This window comes from Simplicispira sp. GW247-4R2A (assembly GCF_059424465.1).
Map to the genome: position 1 here is coordinate 39,359 of NZ_JBWKZM010000030.1, position 18,463 is coordinate 57,821.

Genomic DNA, 18,463 nt, shown 5'->3' on the forward strand with positions numbered 1-18,463 from the left:
CCCGTCAGTGCGTTGTAAGTGCCAGCGCCGACATTGGCGGGAGCCATCCCCATGACTTTCAGGAGACTTCCCCCCATGAGCGCGCCTTCGTCTGCCATTGAATCCACCCTCGTCGAGAACCGTGTTTTTCCCCCCAGCGAAGCGACGGTAAAGGCCGCGCGCATCTCCGGCATGCCCGCCTATGAGGCCTTGTGCGCCGAAGCAGCCGCGGACTACGAAGGTTTCTGGGCGCGGCTCGGCCGCGAACACCTGCAGTGGACCAAGCCGTTCACACAGACGCTGGACGAATCCAATGCGCCGTTCTACCAGTGGTACGCAGACGGCGAGCTCAATGCCTCGGCCAACTGCCTGGATCGCCACATGGGCACGGCCGCCGAGAACAAGACGGCGATCATTTTCGAGGCCGATGACGGCGCGATAACCCGTGTCAGCTACAAGGAGCTGCTGGGCCGCGTCAGCCGCTTTGCCAATGCGCTCAAGGCGCTCGGCGTGGTCAAGGGCGATCGGGTCTTGATCTACATGCCCATGACCATCGAGGGCGTGGTGGCCATGCAGGCCTGCGCGCGCCTGGGCGCCATCCACAGCGTGGTGTTTGGCGGTTTTTCGGCCAAGGCCGTGCACGAACGCGTCATTGACGTGGGCGCCAGCGTCGTCATTACTGCCAATGCCCAATTGCGTGGCGGCAAGGAGTTGCCGCTCAAAGCCATCATCGACGAAGCCCTCTCCATGGGGGGTTGCGAGAAGGTGCGCAATGTGCTGGTGTTCGAGCGCACCAAGACCGCGTGCAACATGGTGGCCGGGCGTGACCTGACGTTCAGTCAGGCGATGCAAGGCCAATCCGACCACTGCGAGCCGGTTGCCGTGGGCGCCGAGCATCCGCTCTTCATCCTCTATACCTCCGGCTCCACCGGCAAGCCCAAGGGCGTGCAGCACAGCACCGCCGGTTACCTGATGTGGGCCAAGGTGACAATGGATTGGACCTTCGACCTCCAGCCCAGTGACGTGTTCTGGTGCACGGCCGACATCGGCTGGATCACCGGCCATACCTACGTCACGTATGGACCTCTGGCGGCAGGTGCCACGCAGATTATTTTTGAAGGCATCCCCACCTACCCGAACGCTGGTCGCTTCTGGCAGATGATCGAGCGCCACAAGTGCACCGTGTTCTACACGGCGCCCACGGCCATCCGCTCGCTTATCAAGGCGGCCGAGGCCGATCCGGTCGTGCACCCCGACCGTTCGGATTTGTCGAGCCTGCGCATTCTGGGCAGCGTGGGCGAGCCCATCAACCCCGAAGCCTGGATGTGGTACTACAAAAATGTCGGCGGGGAGCGCTGCCCGGTGGTGGACACGTTCTGGCAGACCGAAAACGGCGGCCACGTCATTACCCCGCTGCCTGGCGCCACGCCGCTGGTTCCCGGCAGCTGCACCTTGCCGCTGCCCGGCATCATGGCCGCCATCGTGGACGAAACGGGGAACGACATCCCCAACGGCTCCGGCGGCATGTTGGTCATCAAGCGCCCTTGGCCGAGCATGATCCGCACCATCTGGGGCGACCCGGAGCGTTTCAAGAAGAGCTATTTCCCCGATGAAATGGGCGGCAAAACCTATCTCGCGGGGGATGGCGCCGTGCGCTCGGCCGATCGCGGCTACTTCCGCATCACTGGCCGTATCGACGACGTGCTGAACGTCTCCGGACACCGCATGGGCACGATGGAAATCGAATCTGCTCTGGTGGCCAAGACGGATTTGGTTGCCGAAGCCGCCGTGGTGGGCCGCCCGGACGATCTCACGGGCGAGGCCATCTGCGCCTTTGTCGTCTTGAAGCGCAGCCGTCCCACGGGCGAGGAAGCCAAGCAGATCGCCAAGGAACTGCGCGACTGGGTGGCCAAGGAAATTGGTCCCATCGCCAAGCCCAAGGACATCCGCTTTGGCGATAACTTGCCCAAGACGCGCAGCGGCAAGATCATGCGCCGCCTGCTGCGCTCCATCGCCAAGGGCGAAGCCATCACCCAGGACACCAGCACGCTGGAGAATCCCGCAATTCTGGAACAGTTGGCCCAGTCCAACTGATCCAGAAGGCGCCGAATGGCGCCAGTGTGCAGCGCTGGCGGAGTTTGACGCACTCCTGCCGCGCAGCGATGCGAAGCAGCAGAAAAATCCTCTGTAAAGCTCAGTTGGCCCAGGCCAACTGAGGCGATGCTGAATAAGTCGCCGCGATGACGCGCGCCGTGCATCGGGATGGGATGCAAGGCGCGAACCGCAGCCATAGCCGCAGCTATGGCGAGGATTTGCAACGCCGCAGACCGCCCGAGGGACGGATGCGCGGCGCGTGAGGGACTTGTTCAGCATTGCCCTAAGCCAAATTTCGTTGGCGAGGTGTTGCACGCGGACAGAATCGGGTACAAGTCCGGGGTGCGCTGTGTTGTGCGCAAATTTGTGCAGACTGCGAGGACACCATGAACCTGCGATCTCTGTTGCTCATGCTCACCATGGCTGCCATGGCGGCGCTGGCATTCCTCAACTGGGCGACGCTTGCAGCGCCAGCGCCCATGTCTCTGGGTGTTGTCACGGTCGAGGCGCCCTTGGGCATGGTGATGCTGGCCCTGACCACGCTGCTGACCGCCTTGTTTATCGCCTATGTCCTGTGGCTGCAAGGGTCCGTGCTGCTGGAGACGCGCCGACACGGCAAGGAGATGCAGGCACAGCGAGAGCTTGCCGACAAGGCCGAGGCCTCGCGCTTCACCGAAATGAAGACCTTCCTGCACAAGCAAAGCCAGGAAACCCATTCGGCACTGATGGCACGCATCGAGACGCTTGAGTCACGCCTCTTGGCGCGGGCCAATGAATCGGACAACACCATGGCTGCTTGCGTGGGGCAGCTGGAGCACCAGTTGCGTGCGCCGGGGCGGGCCGTCGAATGAGCACGCATAAGCAGGGGCTCAAAAAATAACGGCTGCCCTGTGTGCAACAGGGCAGCCGTGAGGCGTCAAACGCCCGAAGGCGTTGTCGGGCTTACTTGAGCGACAGCACCCAGGTTGCCAGTTGCTTGGCCTCGGCTGCGTTGACCTGCGTGTTTGGGGGCATGGGCACCGGACCCCACACGCCTTGGCTGCCCTTCATGATCTTGTCGGTCAGCATGGCCACGGCGTCCTTTTGGCCTGCGAATTTCTTGGCCACGTCCTTGTAAGCAGGGCCGACCACCTTCTTGTCGACGGCGTGGCAGGCTAGGCAGTTTTTCGATTGGGCGAGCGCGAGGCCGTCGTCGGCCATTGCCGGAGCGGCAACAGACACGGTGATCGCGAAAGCAAGCAGGGTGCGTTTCATCATGGTGGTGGTTCCTTCGTTGGGTTACATTGCTGCAAAGATGATTGTAATGACTCCAGGTGGAGCAATGGGGAATCCCACATTCATTATTGAGGAACATCATGTACGCACTTGGTCTTGGCATTCTTCTTGTGCTTCTCAAGTATCTTGAGATCAACCCCGTCGCCACATGGTCCTGGTGGTGGGTGCTGTCCCCGTTTGCTGTAACGCTTTTGTGGTGGGCTTGGGCTGACAGCACAGGCTATACCAAACGCAAAGCCATGGAAAAGATGGACCAGCGCAAGCAGGAGCGCATTGACCGGAACAAGGAGGCCATGGGTATTCGCCCACGCCGTCCGCGTTGAGGTTGTTGCTTCGCCACACACGAAAAGCGTCTGGAGCGTGCTCCGGACGCTTTTGTTTTTTGATCCTCAATAGTTGTCGAGTACCGCACCCTTGCTGGCGCTTGCGGCATTGAAGGCGAACTTGGCCTGTACGCCTCGCCGGTAGCGTGGTGCAGGCGCTTGCCAGAGCGCGCGGCGCCGGGCGATTTCGGCCTCGGGGACGTTGAGTTCCAGAATCAGCCGGTGCGCGTCGATGGTGATCGAGTCGCCCTCGTACACGAAGGCAATCGTGCCGCCGGCCGCCGCTTCTGGCGCAACGTGGCCCACCACCATGCCCCAGGTGCCGCCGGAAAAACGCCCGTCGGTAATCAAGCCGACGCTCTCGCCCAGGCCTGCGCCGATCAGCGCGCCCGTTGGTGCCAGCATCTCCGGCATGCCAGGCCCGCCCTTGGGGCCGAGGTAGCGCAGCACCATCACGTCGCCCGCGACGATCTTGCCGTCGAGAATCGCCTGCAGGGCCGATTGCTCGTCATCAAACACGCGCGCCGGGCCGGTAATCACCGGATTTTTCAAGCCGGTGATCTTGGCCACCGCGCCTTCGGGGCTCAGGTTGCCCTTGAGGATCGCCAGGTGTCCTTGCGCGTACATGGGCTTGTCGATGGGGCGAATCACGTTCTGGTCGGCGCGCGGCGCGTCGGGCACGTCCTTGAGCACTTCGGCAATGGTCTGGCCGGTAATCGTCAGGCAGTCGCCATGCAGAAGCCCTGCGCTTAGCAGCATCTTCATGACCTGCGGAATGCCGCCGGCCTGGTGCAGATCCACTGCCAGATACTGGCCGCTGGGCTTGAGATCGCACAGCACCGGGGTTTTCTGGCGCACGCGTTCGAAGTCGTCGATGGTCCATTCCACCTCGGCCGCATGCGCGATGGCCAGGAAGTGCAGCACGGCGTTGGTCGAACCGCCAATCGCCATGATGACGGCCACGGCGTTTTCGATGCTCTTGCGCGTCACGATATCGCGCGGTTTGATGTTCTTCTTGATGGCCTCGATCAGCACGCGGGCCGACTCCTTGGCCGAATTGCGTTTTTCGTCGTGCGGGTTGGCCATGGTGGACGAGTAGGGCAGGCTGATGCCGAGGGCTTCAAACGCACTTGACATGGTATTGGCCGTGTACATGCCGCCGCAGGAGCCGGTGCCGGGGATGGCACGCTTTTCGATCTCATGCAGATCGTGGTCACTCAGTTTCCCCGCAGCGTTTTCGCCCACGGCCTCGAAGACGCTGACGATGTTCAGGTCCTTGCCCTGGTAGCGCCCCGGAAGAATGGTGCCGCCGTAGACGTAGATGGCGGGCACATTGGCGCGCAGCATGCCCATCAGTCCGCCGGGCATGTTCTTGTCGCAGCCGCCAATCACCACCACGCCGTCCATCCATTGGCCCTGCACGCAGGTCTCGATGCAGTCACTGATGACTTCGCGGCTCACCAAGCTGTACTTCATGCCCTCGGTGCCCATCGCCATACCGTCCGAAATGGTGGGTGTGCCAAACACCTGGGCATTGCCGCCCGCTTCCTCGATGCCTTCGATGGCGGCATCTGCCAGCTTCTGCAAGCCCGAATTGCAGGGTGTGATGGTGCTGTGGCCGTTGGCCACGCCGACCATGGGTTTGGAGAAATCGGACTCCTGGTAGCCCATGGCGTAGTACATGGAGCGGTTGGGCGCACGCGATTTGCCTTGCGTGATGTGGGCGCTGCGTTCGTTCACGGGCCGGATGGGGATGACCTTGTTGTCGCTCATGGAGTACCTTTTCATTGGAGAGGGGAGAGCCATGGCGTGGGGTGCCACGCGTTTGCAGTCTGCTGCTGTTCTTGCACCGGGCCTGATATGTCCGGTGGCAGCGCAACGGCTAAAGGATAATTAAACGCGACCTCCCAGTAACCATTCGCCCAACTCAACGATGCCCGCTTACCGTTCCAAGACTTCCACCGCCGGCCGCAACATGGCTGGCGCCCGCGCCCTGTGGCGTGCCACTGGCATGAAAGACGATGATTTTCAAAAACCCATCGTTGCCGTGGTCAACTCCTTCACCCAGTTCGTTCCCGGCCACGTGCACCTGAAAGACCTCGGCCAGTTGGTGGCGCGCGAAATCGAGGCGGCGGGTGGTGTGGCGAAGGAATTCAACACCATTGCCGTGGACGACGGCATCGCCATGGGCCACGACGGCATGCTGTATTCGCTGCCCAGCCGCGACATCATTGCCGACTCGGTCGAGTACATGGTCAACGCCCATTGCGCCGACGCCATGGTGTGCATCTCCAACTGCGACAAGATCACCCCCGGCATGCTGATGGCCGCCATGCGGCTGAACATCCCCGTGGTGTTTGTCTCCGGTGGCCCGATGGAAGCGGGCAAGGTGCAGTCGGCCACGCCCGCGGCCCGTTCGATCACGGTCAGAAAGCTCGACCTGATCGACGCCATGGTGATGGCGGCGGACGACAAGGTGTCCGATGCCGAGGTGGCCGAGGTGGAGCGCTCTGCCTGCCCGACCTGCGGCTCGTGCTCGGGCATGTTCACGGCCAATTCGATGAACTGCCTGACCGAGGCGCTGGGCCTCTCGCTGCCTGGTAACGGTACCTTGGTGGCCACACACGCCGATCGCGAAGCGCTGTTCAAGCGCGCTGGCCGTCTGGTAGTCGAGCTGTGCCAGCGCTACTACCAACAGGACGACGCCAGCGTGCTCCCGCGTTCCATGGGCTTCAAGGCGTTCGAGAACGCCATGGCGCTGGATATCGCCATGGGCGGCTCGACCAACACCATCCTGCACATCCTGGCCATCGCGCAGGAGGCCGAAATCGAGTTCACCATGGCGGACATCGACCGCCTCTCGCGCACGGTGCCGCAGCTGTGCAAGGTGGCGCCCAACACCGACAAGTACCACGTGGAAGACGTGCACCGCGCAGGCGGCATCATGGCCATCCTCGGTGAGCTCGACCGAGCTGGCAAACTGCATACCGACACGCCCACGGTGCACGCAAAAACCATGAAGGATGCGCTGGACGAATGGGACATCGCCCGCCATCCGTCGGAGGCTGTCAAGACTTTCTACCTGGCCGGCCCCGGTGGCATTCCCACCCAGGTGGCCTTCAGCCAGAACGCCCGCTGGCCCAGCCTCGACATGGACCGCAAGGACGGCTGCATCCGTGCCTATGACCATGCCTTCTCGCAAGAAGGTGGCTTGGCCGTGCTGACCGGCAACATCGCCCTGAACGGCTGCGTGGTCAAGACGGCCGGCGTGGACGATGCGCTGCTGGTATTCGAAGGCCCGGCGCACGTGGTCGAGTCGCAGGACGAGGCCGTGGCCAACATCCTGGACGACAAAGTGAAGGCCGGCGACGTGGTCATCGTGCGCTACGAAGGCCCCAAGGGCGGCCCTGGCATGCAGGAGATGCTCTACCCCACAAGCTACATCAAGTCCAAGGGCCTGGGCAAGGCCTGTGCGCTGCTGACCGATGGGCGGTTTTCGGGCGGTACGTCCGGCCTGTCGATCGGCCATGCGTCGCCCGAAGCGGCGGCCGGTGGCGCGATTGGCCTGGTGCGCACGGGCGACCGTATCCGCATCGACATCCCGAACCGCAGCATCAACGTGCTGGTGTCTGACGAGGAACTGGCCAAGCGCCGAGTCGAGCAAGACGCCAAGGGCTGGAAGCCGGCACAGCCACGCCCGCGCAAGGTCTCAAGTGCGCTCAAGGCCTATGCCAAGCTGGTGATGTCGGCCGACAAGGGCGCCGTGCGCGACGTGTCGCTGCTGGACGATTGAAGCGGCCAAGACTGGTCATCCCTGGGAGGTTCGCCAGCCTTGGTTGGCGAACCTTTTGCTATTTAGTTGATAGCTATTGACGCTTTCTGCATAAGCGCTAGAGGCTGATTTAACTACTTTCTTCGTCCTGCCAGGCTACTCAGGCTGTCTCTTCGATCTGGCTTTGCAGGTAGTTTTGGAGGCCAAGCTTCTCGATCAGGGCCAGTTGCTTTTCCAGCCAGTAGGCGTGGTCTTCCTCGGTGTCGTGCAATTGGGTCAGCAGCAGGTCGCGGCCCACGTAGTCGGCCACGCTCTCGCACAGTGCCATGCCTTTTTGCAGGGCCGCGCGCACTTCGTATTCCAGTGCCAAGTCTTTTTGCAGCATCTCGGGCACGGTGCTGCCAAAGGCAAATTCTCGGGGCCGCATGTCGGGCGTGCCGCCCAGGAACAGGATGCGGCGCAGCAGGGCGTCGGCGTGCTGGGTCTCTTCCTGCATCTCGTGGTCCATTCGGGTGAAGAGGCGCGTGAGGCCTTGGTCTTCATAGATGCGCGAGTGGATGAAATATTGGTCGCGGGCGGCCAGTTCGCCGCGCAGCAGTTCCTTGAAATAGGCAATAACGTCTGGATGGCCCTGCATGGTGTTTCCTTCGTGTGCGGCCGCCAGTATCGCGCAGGCACAAGCGTGGGCACAGGCACAATACCGGCCACCATGCTGATGTATCCCCATTTCAATCCGATTGCCCTGCAAATTGGCCCGCTCGCCATCCACTGGTATGGCCTGACCTATCTCGCCGCATTCGGCTTTTTCATGTGGTTGGGCACGCTGCGCCTGAACCACGAGCCGTTTGTTTCCATGGCGGGCCCGCGCGCCTGGACGCGCAAGGATGTGGAAGACATCTTGTTTCTGGGCGTCGTCGGCGTGGTGCTGGGGGGGCGTCTGGGCTACTGCCTGTTCTACAAACCTGGTTTCTATGGCAGCCATCCGCTGGAAATTTTTGCCATCTGGAAGGGCGGCATGAGCTTTCATGGCGGGCTGCTGGGCGTAGTCGCCTCAATGATCTGGTTCGCCCACTCACGCAAGCGCCCGTGGCTGGAGGTGGCCGACTTTGTCGCACCCTGTGTGCCCACTGGCTTGGCGGCAGGGCGGATTGGCAACTTCATCAACGGCGAACTCTGGGGGCGCTTCTCCAGTCCTGATTTGCCCTGGGGCATGGTGTTCCCGCAGAGTGGTTCGATGCTGCCACGCCACCCCTCGCAGATTTACCAGTTTCTGCTTGAAGGCCTGCTGCTGTTCGTGCTGCTCTGGCTGTTTGCCCGTCACGAGCGGCCGCGCGGCCGTGTCTCGGCAGCGTTCCTCATTGGCTATGGCGTGCTGCGCTTCACGGCCGAATACTTCCGTGAGCCCGACGACTACCTTGGCTTGCTGTCGCTGGGCATGAGCATGGGGCAGTGGCTCTGTGTGCCCATGATCTTGGCTGGCATAGGATTGTGGATCTACAGCGGCCGGCAGGGTGCGGCCAAGGCTCAGCCCACCGCCTTGTCCCGGTAAAGCGTCTCGATTTCCGCGGCGTACTGCCGCTGCACGACGTTGCGGCGGATTTTCTGTGTCGGCGTGAGGCAGCCGTTGTCGATGGAAAGCGCATCCGCAAGCACGCTGAATTTGCGCACCTGCGCGACGCGCGATTGCCGGCTGTTGACGGCATCCACGCCGCGCTGCAGTTCCTCACTCACTTCAGCGCTGCGGCACCAAGCTTCCATCGTGCCAGCCAAGCCGCGCTGCTGGGCAAAATCGCGCAGCACGTCAGGTTTGAGCGTGAGCAGCGCGGCCAGGTAGTGGCGCGAATCGCCCACCACGATGGCATGCTCCACCAGGGGCAGGTTCATCAGGTCGGCCTCGATATTGCCCGGCGAGATGTTCTTGCCGCCCGAGGTGATGAGGAGATCCTTCTTGCGGCCGGTGACGTAGATGAAACCGTCCGCGTCGATGCGGCCCAGATCGCCGCTGTGCAGCCAGCCGTCCTGCAGGGCCTCGGCCGTGGCTTCGGGGCGGCTGCGGTAGCCCACAAACACATTGGGCCCTTTGACCAGGATTTCGCCGTCCTCGGCAATGCGCACCTGCACGCCGGGCAGAGGCTTGCCTGCTGCTCCGATGCGGATGAAGCCTGGCAGGCTGATGGCGGTGGGGCCGCTGTCTTCCGACTGGCCGTAGACCTCGCCGATGAGCAGGTCCAGGCTGGTGAAGAACTGCAGGTTCTCCACGGCGATGGGTGCTGCGCCCGAGAGCAGGATGCGCGCCTGGTCAAAACCGAGCGCCTTTTGCACCTTGTGGAGCACCAGCTTGCCGGCCAGGCGCTTTTTCAGACCGAGCCAGGCGCCGGGCTCCTGGCCTTGCAGGGCCTTGGCATGCCAGTCGCGCCCAGCCCGCAGTGCCCAGCGCGCCAGCGCGGCCTTGGGGCCGGTGGCGGCGTTCAGCTTGGTGGCAATGGCTGCCTGCAGCTTTTCCCAGACACGGGGCACACCAAAGAAGATAGTGGGGTGCACTTCCTGCAGGTGCTCGCCCAGGGTTTCAAGCGAGTTGGCGAAGTACAGCTGGTAGCCTGCCAGCACATGGTTGCAGATGGCGCCCATCTGCTCGGCCACGTGGGCCAGCGGCAGGTAGGAAATCAGGCGGTCCTGCGGCGCAACGGCGAAGGCGGCACAGAGGGCGGAAGAGGTCCAGCTCAGGTTGGCATGGGTCAGTTCCACGGCCTTGGGGTGTCCCGTGGTGCCGGAGGTATAGATCAGCGTGGCAATGCCGCCTTCCTGGATGGCATCCAGGCGCTGCTGCACCTCGGCATCGTGCTCCATGCCGGCGCCGAGCGCCATGAAGGCCTTCCAGGTCATGGGAGGGGCCATGCCGCCAGGGGTTTGCGCAGGGGCTTCGGTGCTGGCGCACCGCATCATCACCGCAGCGTGCAGGCGGGACAGCGCCTGCGGCTCGCACGATGCCTTCTGCCATTGCTGCACGTTTTCCACCAGCAGCACCGTGCAGCCGCTGTGTTCGACGATGTAGGCGATTTCGTTGGCTGCGCTGCTCCAGTAGATGCCGGCGGCCACGCCCCCCACCATCATGGCGGCGAGATCCATGGTGGTCCATTCCGGCCGGTTGAAGCCCAGGATGCATACGGCATCGCCCGGCTGTACCCCCAGCGCCACCAGGGCGCGCGCGGCCTGGCGCACCTCGGCGGCATAGTCGCCCCAATTCGTGGCCTGCCAGCCTGCGGCGTCGCGCACGCAGTAGGCGGGATGCGTGGGCTGGCGCGCAGCGGTGCGCAAAAGGCGCGCTGGGACACTGGCGAATTGGTAGTCGCTGACGGCTCGGGGCGTTCTTTGGGCGTGGGTGATGGGCATGTGTGTGTCTCCGCGTTCTTGTGGGTATCCGGCACAGCGGGGCTGCGCGTGGCCAGGTCCTTCTGGTGGGGCCTTGGCCAGGGTCTGCAGGGTCAGGCTTTCAGCCCCAGCATCTGCCGCGCCTCGGCAGGCGATGCGATGCCGCGCCCGGCGTTCTGCGCGCATCGCGCAAGGGCTTCGATGAGCGGGCCGTTGCCGCTGGCACGGCTGCCGTCGGGCAGGTAGAAGGTGTCTTCCAGCCCGGTGCGCAGCATGCCGCCCAGGTCGGCCGTTTTCTGGTGCACGGGCCAGATCTCCTGGCGGCCGATCAGTGTGGTTTGCCACACGGCGCCCGGTGCCATCCACTCGGGCAGCAGTTCGAGCAGGCGCGCATCGCAGGGCATGCCCGAGGCCACGCCCATCACCAGGTTGTATTCGGGGCGCCCCATGTCGGGCCTCAGCATGCCGTTCTTGATGTACATGGTGACCGAGCGCACGATGCCCACGTCAAAGCACTCGAACTCGGGGTGCGTGCCGGTCTCCTGCATCACGTCGAGAAACTGCTGCACCTTGGCCACCGGGTTGTCAAACACCATGGGTGGCCAGGCCCAGCTGCCGTCTTCCTTGAGCTTGAGGTAGTTCAGGCTGCCGGCGTTGCACGCGGCAATTTCGGGGCGCACGCGGCGGATGCAGGCGAGCGGCCCGCTGATGTCCTTGCCGATGACGCCCGTGGTCAGGTTGATGACGACGCCGGGGCAGGCCTGGCGGATCGCGTCCACCACGTCCTGCGCCACATCTGGATCCCAACTGGGCATGTGGCCCATGCCCTCTTGCTGAGCGCGGACGTGCACGTGCATGATGGAAGCGCCCGCGTCGAATGCCTGGCGGGCCTGTGCGGCCATCTGCTCAGGCGTGACAGGCACGGGGTGCTGTTTGGGGTTGGTCAGTACGCCGGTGAGGGCGCAGGTGAGGATGGCTTTGTCGTGGCTCATGGCGTGGTCTCGTCGTGGGTGAGTTCAAGTTCTGCCAGCACGCTGCCTGCAGCCACGCTGCCTCGCAGCTCGGTATGCAGAGCGGTGACGGTGCCATCCGCGCGGGCGCTGAGCCACATTTCCATCTTCATGGCTTCGACGCAGACGAGCGGCTGGCCGGCCTTGACCGGGTCGCCCACGGCGACGGAGATGGCGCAGACGGTGCCCGCCACGGGGGAACGCAGTTGGCGTGGGTCGAGGGTCTGATCGGTCTGCGGGAAGGGTGATTTTTCTTCAAAGACAAACACCACTGCCCCCAAAGCCAGCGTCACCTGGCCGCCCTGCAGCAGGCACAGGGCCTGCCGCTGCACACCGCCCTGGCGGTAGTGCAGGCGCTGGTCTTGCCAGGCGATGTGTTCAAAGTCGAAGGCTTCGCCGCTGGCCAGCTCCACCGCCACCTGCGCGCCGTGGGGGCGGATGCGCACGGCCCGGCTCTCGGTCGTGCCCTGCAGGCTCAGCGTGGTGCTCCAGGCGGCCACGCTGTCCGGGCGGAACGCACCGGAAGTTTGCGCGACCAGCGCAGCGGCGGCCAAGGCCCAGGTATGGGCATCGTCCAGCGGTGCTTGCAGCAGCGGCTCACTGTCTTGCACCCACTGGTCGATGGTGGTGGTGTGCATGCGCGCCGCACGAAAGTCGGGGTGGTCCAGCAGGTCGCGCAGAAAGCGCGCATTGTTGCGCACACCGAGCAGCGGGCTGTCTTCCAACGCGGCCCTCAGGCGGCGGATGGCGTCGTTGCGGTCGCGGCCGTGTGCGATCAGCTTGGCCACCATGGGGTCGTACCAGGGGCTGATCTCGCCACCTTCCCGAATGCCGGCGTCGATGCGTATCTCACCATAGGCGCATTGCCCCCGCGCGCGGCCTGCCAGCGCCAGTTCCGGGCGCCAGAACGCCACCGGGCCGGTCTGCGGGGCAAAGCCGTTGTAAGGGTCCTCCGCGTAGAGACGCACTTCAATTGCGTGGCCGTTCAGTTGGATATCCTGCTGCTGCTGCTGCTGCTGCTGCAGCGGCAGGGGTTCGCCCGCTGCCACGCGCAGTTGCCACTCCACCAGGTCCAGGCCGGTCACGCATTCGGTCACCGGGTGCTCCACCTGCAGGCGGGTGTTCATTTCCAGGAAGTAGTGGCGGTTCTCGCTGTCCACGATGAATTCCACCGTGCCCGCGCCCTGGTAGCCCACCGCCAGGGCGGCGGCCACGGCGTCTGCGCCCATCTGCGCGCGCATCTGCGGCGAGACGATGGGGGAGGGCGCTTCTTCAATCACTTTCTGGCGCCGGCGCTGCGCCGTGCAGTCGCGTTCGCCCAGGTGCACGGCGTTCCCGTGGGCATCGGCGAACACCTGGATTTCAATGTGGCGGCCGCCTTCGATCAGGCGCTCCAGCATCAGCGTGCCGTCGCCAAAGGCGCTGGTGGCTTCGCGCCGTGCGCTCGCCAGGGCTTCGGGCACCTCGGCCAGGTCGCGCACCAGGCGCATGCCGCGCCCGCCGCCGCCGTTCACGGCCTTGACCAACAAGGGGGGTTGTAAGCGGGTGGCCTCGCGCAGCAGGCATTCGTCGCTCTGGTCCTCGCCCAGGTAGCCGGGCGCGCAGGGCACGCCGGCGTCGACCATGCGCCGCTTGGCGACGGCCTTGTCGCCCATGGCGGTAATGGCCGCTGCGGGCGGGCCGATGAAAACGAGACCGGCGCCCGTGCACGCCTGCGCAAAATCGGCGCGTTCGGACAGGAAGCCGTAGCCCGGGTGCACCGCATCGGCGCCGGTGAGGCGCGCGGCTTGCAACAAGGCATCGATCGACAGATAACTCTCTGCCGCCGGTGCCGGGCCGATGCGCACGGATTCATCGGCCAGCGCCACATGGGGCGCCTGGGCATCGGCGTCGGAATACACGGCGACGGTACGGTAGCCGAGTGCGCGAGCGGTCCTGATAACCCTGCAAGCGATCTCCCCCCGGTTGGCAATCAGGATTTTCGAAAAAGTCATGCCGGAACCCAGTTCGGTTTGCGTTTCTGCAGAAAAGCGCTGGTGCCTTCCTGGCCTTCGGGGCCTTGCACGGCGCGTGAGAAGACGGCGGCGGCCTCATCAATCAGCGCAGCGGGGGTGTTCCAGCGCGCCTTGGCCATCAGCGTCTTGGTGGCGGCAAGCGCCTCGGGTGCGCAGGCCAGGATGTCGGCGAGCACAGCCTGGACAGCACGGTCCACGTCAGTGGTTGGCACCTGCTGGTGTACCAGGCCGATGGCCAGGGCTTGTGTCGCATCGAGCCGCCCGCCGGTGACGGCCAGGCGCTTGGCCTGCGAGTAGCCCAGGCGCTCGACGAGGAAGGGTGCGATCTGCGCCGGCACCACGCCCAGCGAGGTTTCCGGCAGGCGGAAGTTTGCCGTCTCGGTGGCGATGGCCACGTCGGCCACGCAGGCCAGACCCAAGCCGCCGCCCATCACCGTGCCCTCCAGCACCGCCACCACGGCCAGCGGCGTGGCGGCGAAGGCGGCGCACAGGTGGCCGAATTCGGCGTTGACTTCGGCGAGCGGGTCGGCACCGCCCTCGGCCTGGGCGGCGCGCTGGTGCGCGGCCGCCATGTCCTTCAAGTCGCCGCCGGCGCAGAAATGCCCACCGGCGCCGCGCAGCACCACCACGCGCGTGGCGTGCGCGCTGCCGGCCGTGGATTCCGCATGCGCCAGCGCCTGGCGCAGTTCGCGCACCATGCTGAGCGACATGGCGTTGCGGGCCTCGGGCCGATTCAAGGTGATTTCAAGCGCTTGCGCTTTATTCACGGCGTTTATAGCTATAAATTGCATAGCAAGCTACGAAGGTGAAGAGGTGTTTGGGGGTGGCGCCCAGGGAGGGCGTTCCGGCGGCCTCATAGACAAATCGGCCGCCGGCACGCCCTCCCTGGACGCTTGAACGCGCGGGGTGTGCATGCGGCACTACCGCTGCTTGCCCGGCAGCGTGCCCTCGAGCTTGCAGATGATGCCCAGCATGATCTCGTCCGCGCCACCGCCAATCGAGATCAGGCGGCTGTCGCGGTAGGCCTGCGAAATGGGGTTCTCGGCGGTGAAACCCATGCCGCCCCAGTACTGCAGGCAACTGTCGGCCACTTCGCGCGAGAGGCGCCCGGCCTTGAGCTTGGCCATGGAGGCGAGTTTGGTGACATCCTTGCCCGATACATACGATTCCACGGCGCGGTAGGTCAGCGCGCGCAGGGCTTCGACTTCGGTGCGCAGCTCGGCCAGGCGGAAGTGCACCACCTGGTTGTCCAGGATGGGCTGGCCAAAGGTGCTGCGCTGGCGGGTGTAGTCGATGGTCTTGTCGATGAGGTTGTCGAGCGAGCGCAGGCACCCGGCGGCGCCGTACAAACGCTCTTCCTGGAACTGCAGCATCTGGAACATGAAGCCCGCGCCTTCCTGGCCGATGAGGTTGCGCTGCGGCACGCGCACGTTGTCGAAGAAGAGTTGCGCCGTGTCGCTCGAATGCATGCCGATCTTCTCGATCTTCTGGCGCGTCACGCCGGGGCTGCTCAGTGGCAGCATGATGAGCGACTTGTTCTTGTGCACCGGGCCGTCCGAGGTGTTGGCCAGCAGGCAGCACCAGTCGGCCTGCATGCCGTTGGTGATCCACATCTTGGAGCCGTTGATGACGTAGTCGCCGCCATCCTTCTTCGCTGTGGTTTTGACGGCTGCCACGTCGGAGCCGCCCGTCACCTCGCTCACGCCAATGCAGCCCACCATGTCGCCAGCAATGGCGGGGGCGAGAAATTCCTTGCGCAGTTCGTCCGAGCCAAAGCGCGCCAGCGCCGGGGTGCACATATCCGTCTGCACGCCAATGGCCATGGGCACGCCGCCCACGTTGCAGTCGCCCAGCGCCTCGGCCATGGCCATGGAGTAGCTGAAGTCGAGCCCCATGCCGCCGTATTCGCTGGGGTACTTGATGCCCAGCAGGCCCAGGTCGCCAAGTTTTTTGAAGATTTCATGGGCTGGGAACTGGCCAGCCTTTTCCCATTCGGCCGTGTGCGGGTTGATTTCGTTGGCGACAAATTTGCGCACGGTGTCGGAAATTTGCGCGTGCTCGGGGGTGAATTGCATGGGGTTCTCTCCGGAAAAGTAGTGTTGCGGCAGGAGGCTTACAAGCGCGCCACGCCAAAGGTGTTGGGGTGCAGCACGCGCTGGCGCGACTCGCGCGCCATGGCCAGGCACTGGGCGAGCACGCTGCGGGTGTCGCGCGGGTCGATGATTCCGTCGTCCCACAGCCGGGCGGTGCCGAACAGCACGTCGGACTCGGCGTCCAGGCGGCGCTTGAGTTGATCGCTCATGGCCTTGATGCCGGCCTCGGCCTGCTCGCCCAGCGGCACGCCGGCGCGCTCCAACTTGCCGCGGCTGATCATCTCCATGACCATGGCGGCCTGCGCGCCGCCCATCACGGCGGTGCGTGCGCTGGGCCAACTGAAAATGAAGTCCGGGTCGAACCCGCGCCCGCACATGCCGTAGTTGCCGGCGCCAAACGAGCCGCCGACCACGATGGTGAACTTGGGCACCCGGGCATTGGCCACGGCCTGGATCATCTTGCTGCCGTGCTTGATGGCGCCAGCGCGCTCGGCCGCAGTGCCCACCATGTAGCCCGTGGTGTTCTGCAAAAACACCAGTGGCGTGCCGCTCTGGTCGCACAACTGGATGAACTGCGCCGCCTTCACCGACCCCGTGGGCTGGATGGGGCCGTTGTTGGCGATGATGCCGACGTGGTGGCCGTTAATGCGCGCGTGGCCGCAGACCGTGTCGCTGTCGAAAGCGGCTTTGAATTCAAGAAAGTGCGAGCCATCCACAATGCGCGCCACGATCTCGCGGGCGTCGTAGGGCTCGCGCTCGTCCGCCGGGACAATTCCCAGAAGTTCCTCGGCGGGGAACAACGGCGCGCGCACGGTGGCCTCCGGCGTGCTCGCCAGATCCCAGGGCAGGTGGTCCAGCAAGTCGCGCGTGAGCGCAATCGCGTGGGCGTCGTTCTCGGCCAGGTACTCGCCCAGGCCCGTCACGCTGGCATGCAGCTCGCTGCCGCCCAGCGCCTCGTCGGTGGTGTCTTCGCCAATGGCGGCCTTGACCAACGGCGGGCCGGCCAGGTAGATGCTGGAGCGCCCTTTCACCAGCACCACATAGTCCGACAAACCCGGCAGATAGGCGCCACCCGCCGTGGACGAGCCATGCACCACCGCAATCTGCGGGATGCCAGCGGCCGAGAGGCGTGCCTGGTTGGCAAAGCTACGCCCGCCATCGACAAAAATATCGGCCTGGTACATCAGGTTGGCGCCGCCCGATTCGACCAGCGCAATCAGCGGCAGCTTGTTTTGCAGGGCGATGGCCTGCGCACGCAGGGCTTTTTTGAGCCCCATGGGCGGCACGGTGCCGCCTTTGACGGCGCTGTCGCTCGCGGAAATCAGCACGCGCTTGCCGGCCACCTGGCCAATGCCCACGATGGAGCCACCGCCCAGCACGGCCTTCTTGCCGTCGTCGTCGTGCATGCCCAAACCTGCGAGGGGGCTCAGTTCCAGAAAACTGCTGCCCCGGTCGAGCAGGCGCGCAATACGCTCGCGCGGCAGTAACTGGCCCTTTTTCTCAAACTTTTCTTGTTTGGAAGCCGACTCGGCCACCACCTTGCCTTGCAGGCCTTGCACTTGCGCCAGGCGTTCGGCCATGCGCTCGGCGTTGCGGCGAAAGGCCTCGCTGCCGGCATCAATCAGGGTGCGCAGAGCGGTCATGGCTTGAGCACCTCCGGCGTCTGCGCGCGGTGAAAGCCCTCAAAAGGCGGACAGCGGTTGTGCTCCAAGGTGGGGAAGACGGCGCTGCCCAGCGATGCCGCGCCGTCAATCTGCAGCGTGACGCCGGTCATAAAGGACGCACCGGGGCTCAGCAAAAAGACGATGGCCGCGCTGATCTCTGCCTCAGTTGCCAGGCGCCGCATGGGCACATGCTGGCGCAGTTTCGGAATCAGCGTGCGCATGGCGCCGCCGTAGCTGTCCATGCCCGAAGAGGCGACCCAGCCGGGCGCCACCGCGTTGACGCGCACGCCGGCCTGCGCCCATTCAAAGGCTGCGCTCATGGTCAGGTTGCTCATGCCCGCGCGGGCGGCGCCCGAGTGGGCCATGCCGGGCATGCCGTTGCGAAAATCCGCCGTCATGTTGACGATCGCGCCGCCATGCGCCTGCATGCTTTGCACGAACACTTCGCGCATCATCAAAAACCCGCCGGTGAGGTTGTTGTTGACCACCGCCTCGAAGCCGCGCTTGCTGATGGCTTGCAGCGGCGCAGGGAACTGCCCGCCTGCGTTGTTGACCAGGCCGGCGATGGCGCCGAAGCGCGCCACCACGTCGGCGACGGCGGCCTTCACGGCATCTTCGTCGCGGATGTCAAAGGCCAGGGTGTCGCATTGGCCGCCGTCCTCGCGGATTTCGTTGGCCACCCGCTCCAGCTTCTCGGCGGTGCGCCCGCTGATCACGACGTGCGCGCCCAGCGATGCCAGCTCGTGCGCGGTGCAGCGGCCAATGCCGCTCCCGCCGCCGGTCACCCAGATGGTGCGGCCGGCAAACAGCCGTTCGCGAAACACACTTTGGTACTGCGCCGGGGCGGGGTGGGGCATGGAACCGGCAAT

General features: G+C 64.7%; 15 protein-coding genes. 5 read left to right on the forward strand and 10 right to left on the reverse strand.

Annotated elements, in window-relative coordinates; translation table 11 throughout:
* The first annotated feature begins 75 nt into the window (after positions 1-75).
* On the forward strand, positions 76-2,073 hold the full coding sequence (gene acs / locus AC07ZH_RS17265; RefSeq protein ID WP_119107451.1) for an acetate--CoA ligase: 1,998 nt from the start codon (positions 76-78) through the stop codon (positions 2,071-2,073).
* Positions 2,074-2,459: 386 nt separating this feature from the next.
* Positions 2,460-2,924 carry a LapA family protein gene (locus tag AC07ZH_RS17270; protein ID WP_119107452.1) on the forward strand — a complete coding sequence of 155 codons (465 nt, stop codon included), beginning with the start codon at positions 2,460-2,462 and terminating at the stop codon, positions 2,922-2,924.
* A 91-nt stretch (positions 2,925-3,015) separates the two neighbouring features.
* Here the strand turns inward: AC07ZH_RS17270 and AC07ZH_RS17275 are convergent, their stop codons facing one another.
* On the reverse strand, positions 3,016-3,327 hold the full coding sequence (locus AC07ZH_RS17275; RefSeq protein WP_119108487.1) for a c-type cytochrome: 312 nt from the start codon (positions 3,325-3,327) through the stop codon (positions 3,016-3,018).
* Positions 3,328-3,428: 101 nt separating this feature from the next.
* Here AC07ZH_RS17275 and AC07ZH_RS17280 point away from each other — a divergent pair, with 101 nt between their 5' ends.
* On the forward strand, positions 3,429-3,671 hold the full coding sequence (locus AC07ZH_RS17280; protein WP_119107453.1) for a TIGR04438 family Trp-rich protein: 243 nt from the start codon (positions 3,429-3,431) through the stop codon (positions 3,669-3,671).
* A 66-nt stretch (positions 3,672-3,737) separates the two neighbouring features.
* On the opposite strand, the gene ilvD (AC07ZH_RS17285) is transcribed toward AC07ZH_RS17280, so the two are convergent.
* Positions 3,738-5,444: a dihydroxy-acid dehydratase gene (gene ilvD, locus AC07ZH_RS17285; protein ID WP_495200708.1), complete on the reverse strand. Its 1,707-nt coding sequence runs from the start codon at positions 5,442-5,444 to the stop codon at positions 3,738-3,740.
* Between the two features lie 160 nt (positions 5,445-5,604).
* Here ilvD (AC07ZH_RS17285) and ilvD (AC07ZH_RS17290) point away from each other — a divergent pair, with 160 nt between their 5' ends.
* Entirely contained in the window at positions 5,605-7,464 is a 1,860-nt protein-coding gene (ilvD, locus tag AC07ZH_RS17290; protein ID WP_119107455.1) for a dihydroxy-acid dehydratase, read from the forward strand.
* A 139-nt stretch (positions 7,465-7,603) separates the two neighbouring features.
* On the opposite strand, the gene bfr is transcribed toward ilvD (AC07ZH_RS17290), so the two are convergent.
* Positions 7,604-8,080 carry a bacterioferritin gene (bfr, locus tag AC07ZH_RS17295; protein ID WP_119107456.1) on the reverse strand — a complete coding sequence of 159 codons (477 nt, stop codon included), beginning with the start codon at positions 8,078-8,080 and terminating at the stop codon, positions 7,604-7,606.
* 72 nt (positions 8,081-8,152) lie between these two features.
* On the opposite strand from bfr, the gene lgt reads away from it, so the two are divergent.
* The gene (lgt, locus tag AC07ZH_RS17300; RefSeq protein WP_495200709.1) at positions 8,153-8,992 is read left to right on the forward strand and encodes a prolipoprotein diacylglyceryl transferase; all 840 of its coding nucleotides are present in this window, start codon (positions 8,153-8,155) and stop codon (positions 8,990-8,992) included.
* Here the strand turns inward: lgt and AC07ZH_RS17305 are convergent.
* From AC07ZH_RS17305 to AC07ZH_RS17335, 7 genes are all read right to left on the reverse strand, one after another.
* Complete coding sequence (locus AC07ZH_RS17305; protein ID WP_495200710.1) at positions 8,968-10,833, reverse strand: AMP-dependent synthetase/ligase; 1,866 nt, start codon at positions 10,831-10,833, stop codon at positions 8,968-8,970. The two genes, lgt and AC07ZH_RS17305, sit on opposite strands and share 25 nt — an antisense overlap.
* Before the next feature lie 92 nt (positions 10,834-10,925).
* Entirely contained in the window at positions 10,926-11,804 is an 879-nt protein-coding gene (locus AC07ZH_RS17310; RefSeq protein WP_495200711.1) for a beta-keto acid cleavage family enzyme, read from the reverse strand.
* The gene (locus tag AC07ZH_RS17315) at positions 11,801-13,816 is read right to left on the reverse strand and encodes an acetyl/propionyl/methylcrotonyl-CoA carboxylase subunit alpha (RefSeq protein ID WP_495200712.1); all 2,016 of its coding nucleotides are present in this window, start codon (positions 13,814-13,816) and stop codon (positions 11,801-11,803) included. Before AC07ZH_RS17315 ends, AC07ZH_RS17310 begins: the two co-directional genes overlap by 4 nt.
* A complete protein-coding gene (locus tag AC07ZH_RS17320) occupies positions 13,813-14,604 on the reverse strand; it encodes an enoyl-CoA hydratase/isomerase family protein (protein WP_495200713.1) in 792 nt (263 codons plus the stop codon). Before AC07ZH_RS17320 ends, AC07ZH_RS17315 begins: the two co-directional genes overlap by 4 nt.
* A 153-nt stretch (positions 14,605-14,757) precedes the next feature.
* Positions 14,758-15,912 carry an acyl-CoA dehydrogenase family protein gene (locus AC07ZH_RS17325; RefSeq protein WP_495200714.1) on the reverse strand — a complete coding sequence of 385 codons (1,155 nt, stop codon included), beginning with the start codon at positions 15,910-15,912 and terminating at the stop codon, positions 14,758-14,760.
* Positions 15,913-15,950: 38 nt separating this feature from the next.
* Positions 15,951-17,573 carry an acyl-CoA carboxylase subunit beta gene (locus tag AC07ZH_RS17330; protein WP_495200715.1) on the reverse strand — a complete coding sequence of 541 codons (1,623 nt, stop codon included), beginning with the start codon at positions 17,571-17,573 and terminating at the stop codon, positions 15,951-15,953.
* Positions 17,570-18,451 carry an SDR family oxidoreductase gene (locus AC07ZH_RS17335; RefSeq protein ID WP_495200719.1) on the reverse strand — a complete coding sequence of 294 codons (882 nt, stop codon included), beginning with the start codon at positions 18,449-18,451 and terminating at the stop codon, positions 17,570-17,572. Before AC07ZH_RS17335 ends, AC07ZH_RS17330 begins: the two co-directional genes overlap by 4 nt.
* Positions 18,452-18,463 lie beyond the last annotated feature (12 nt).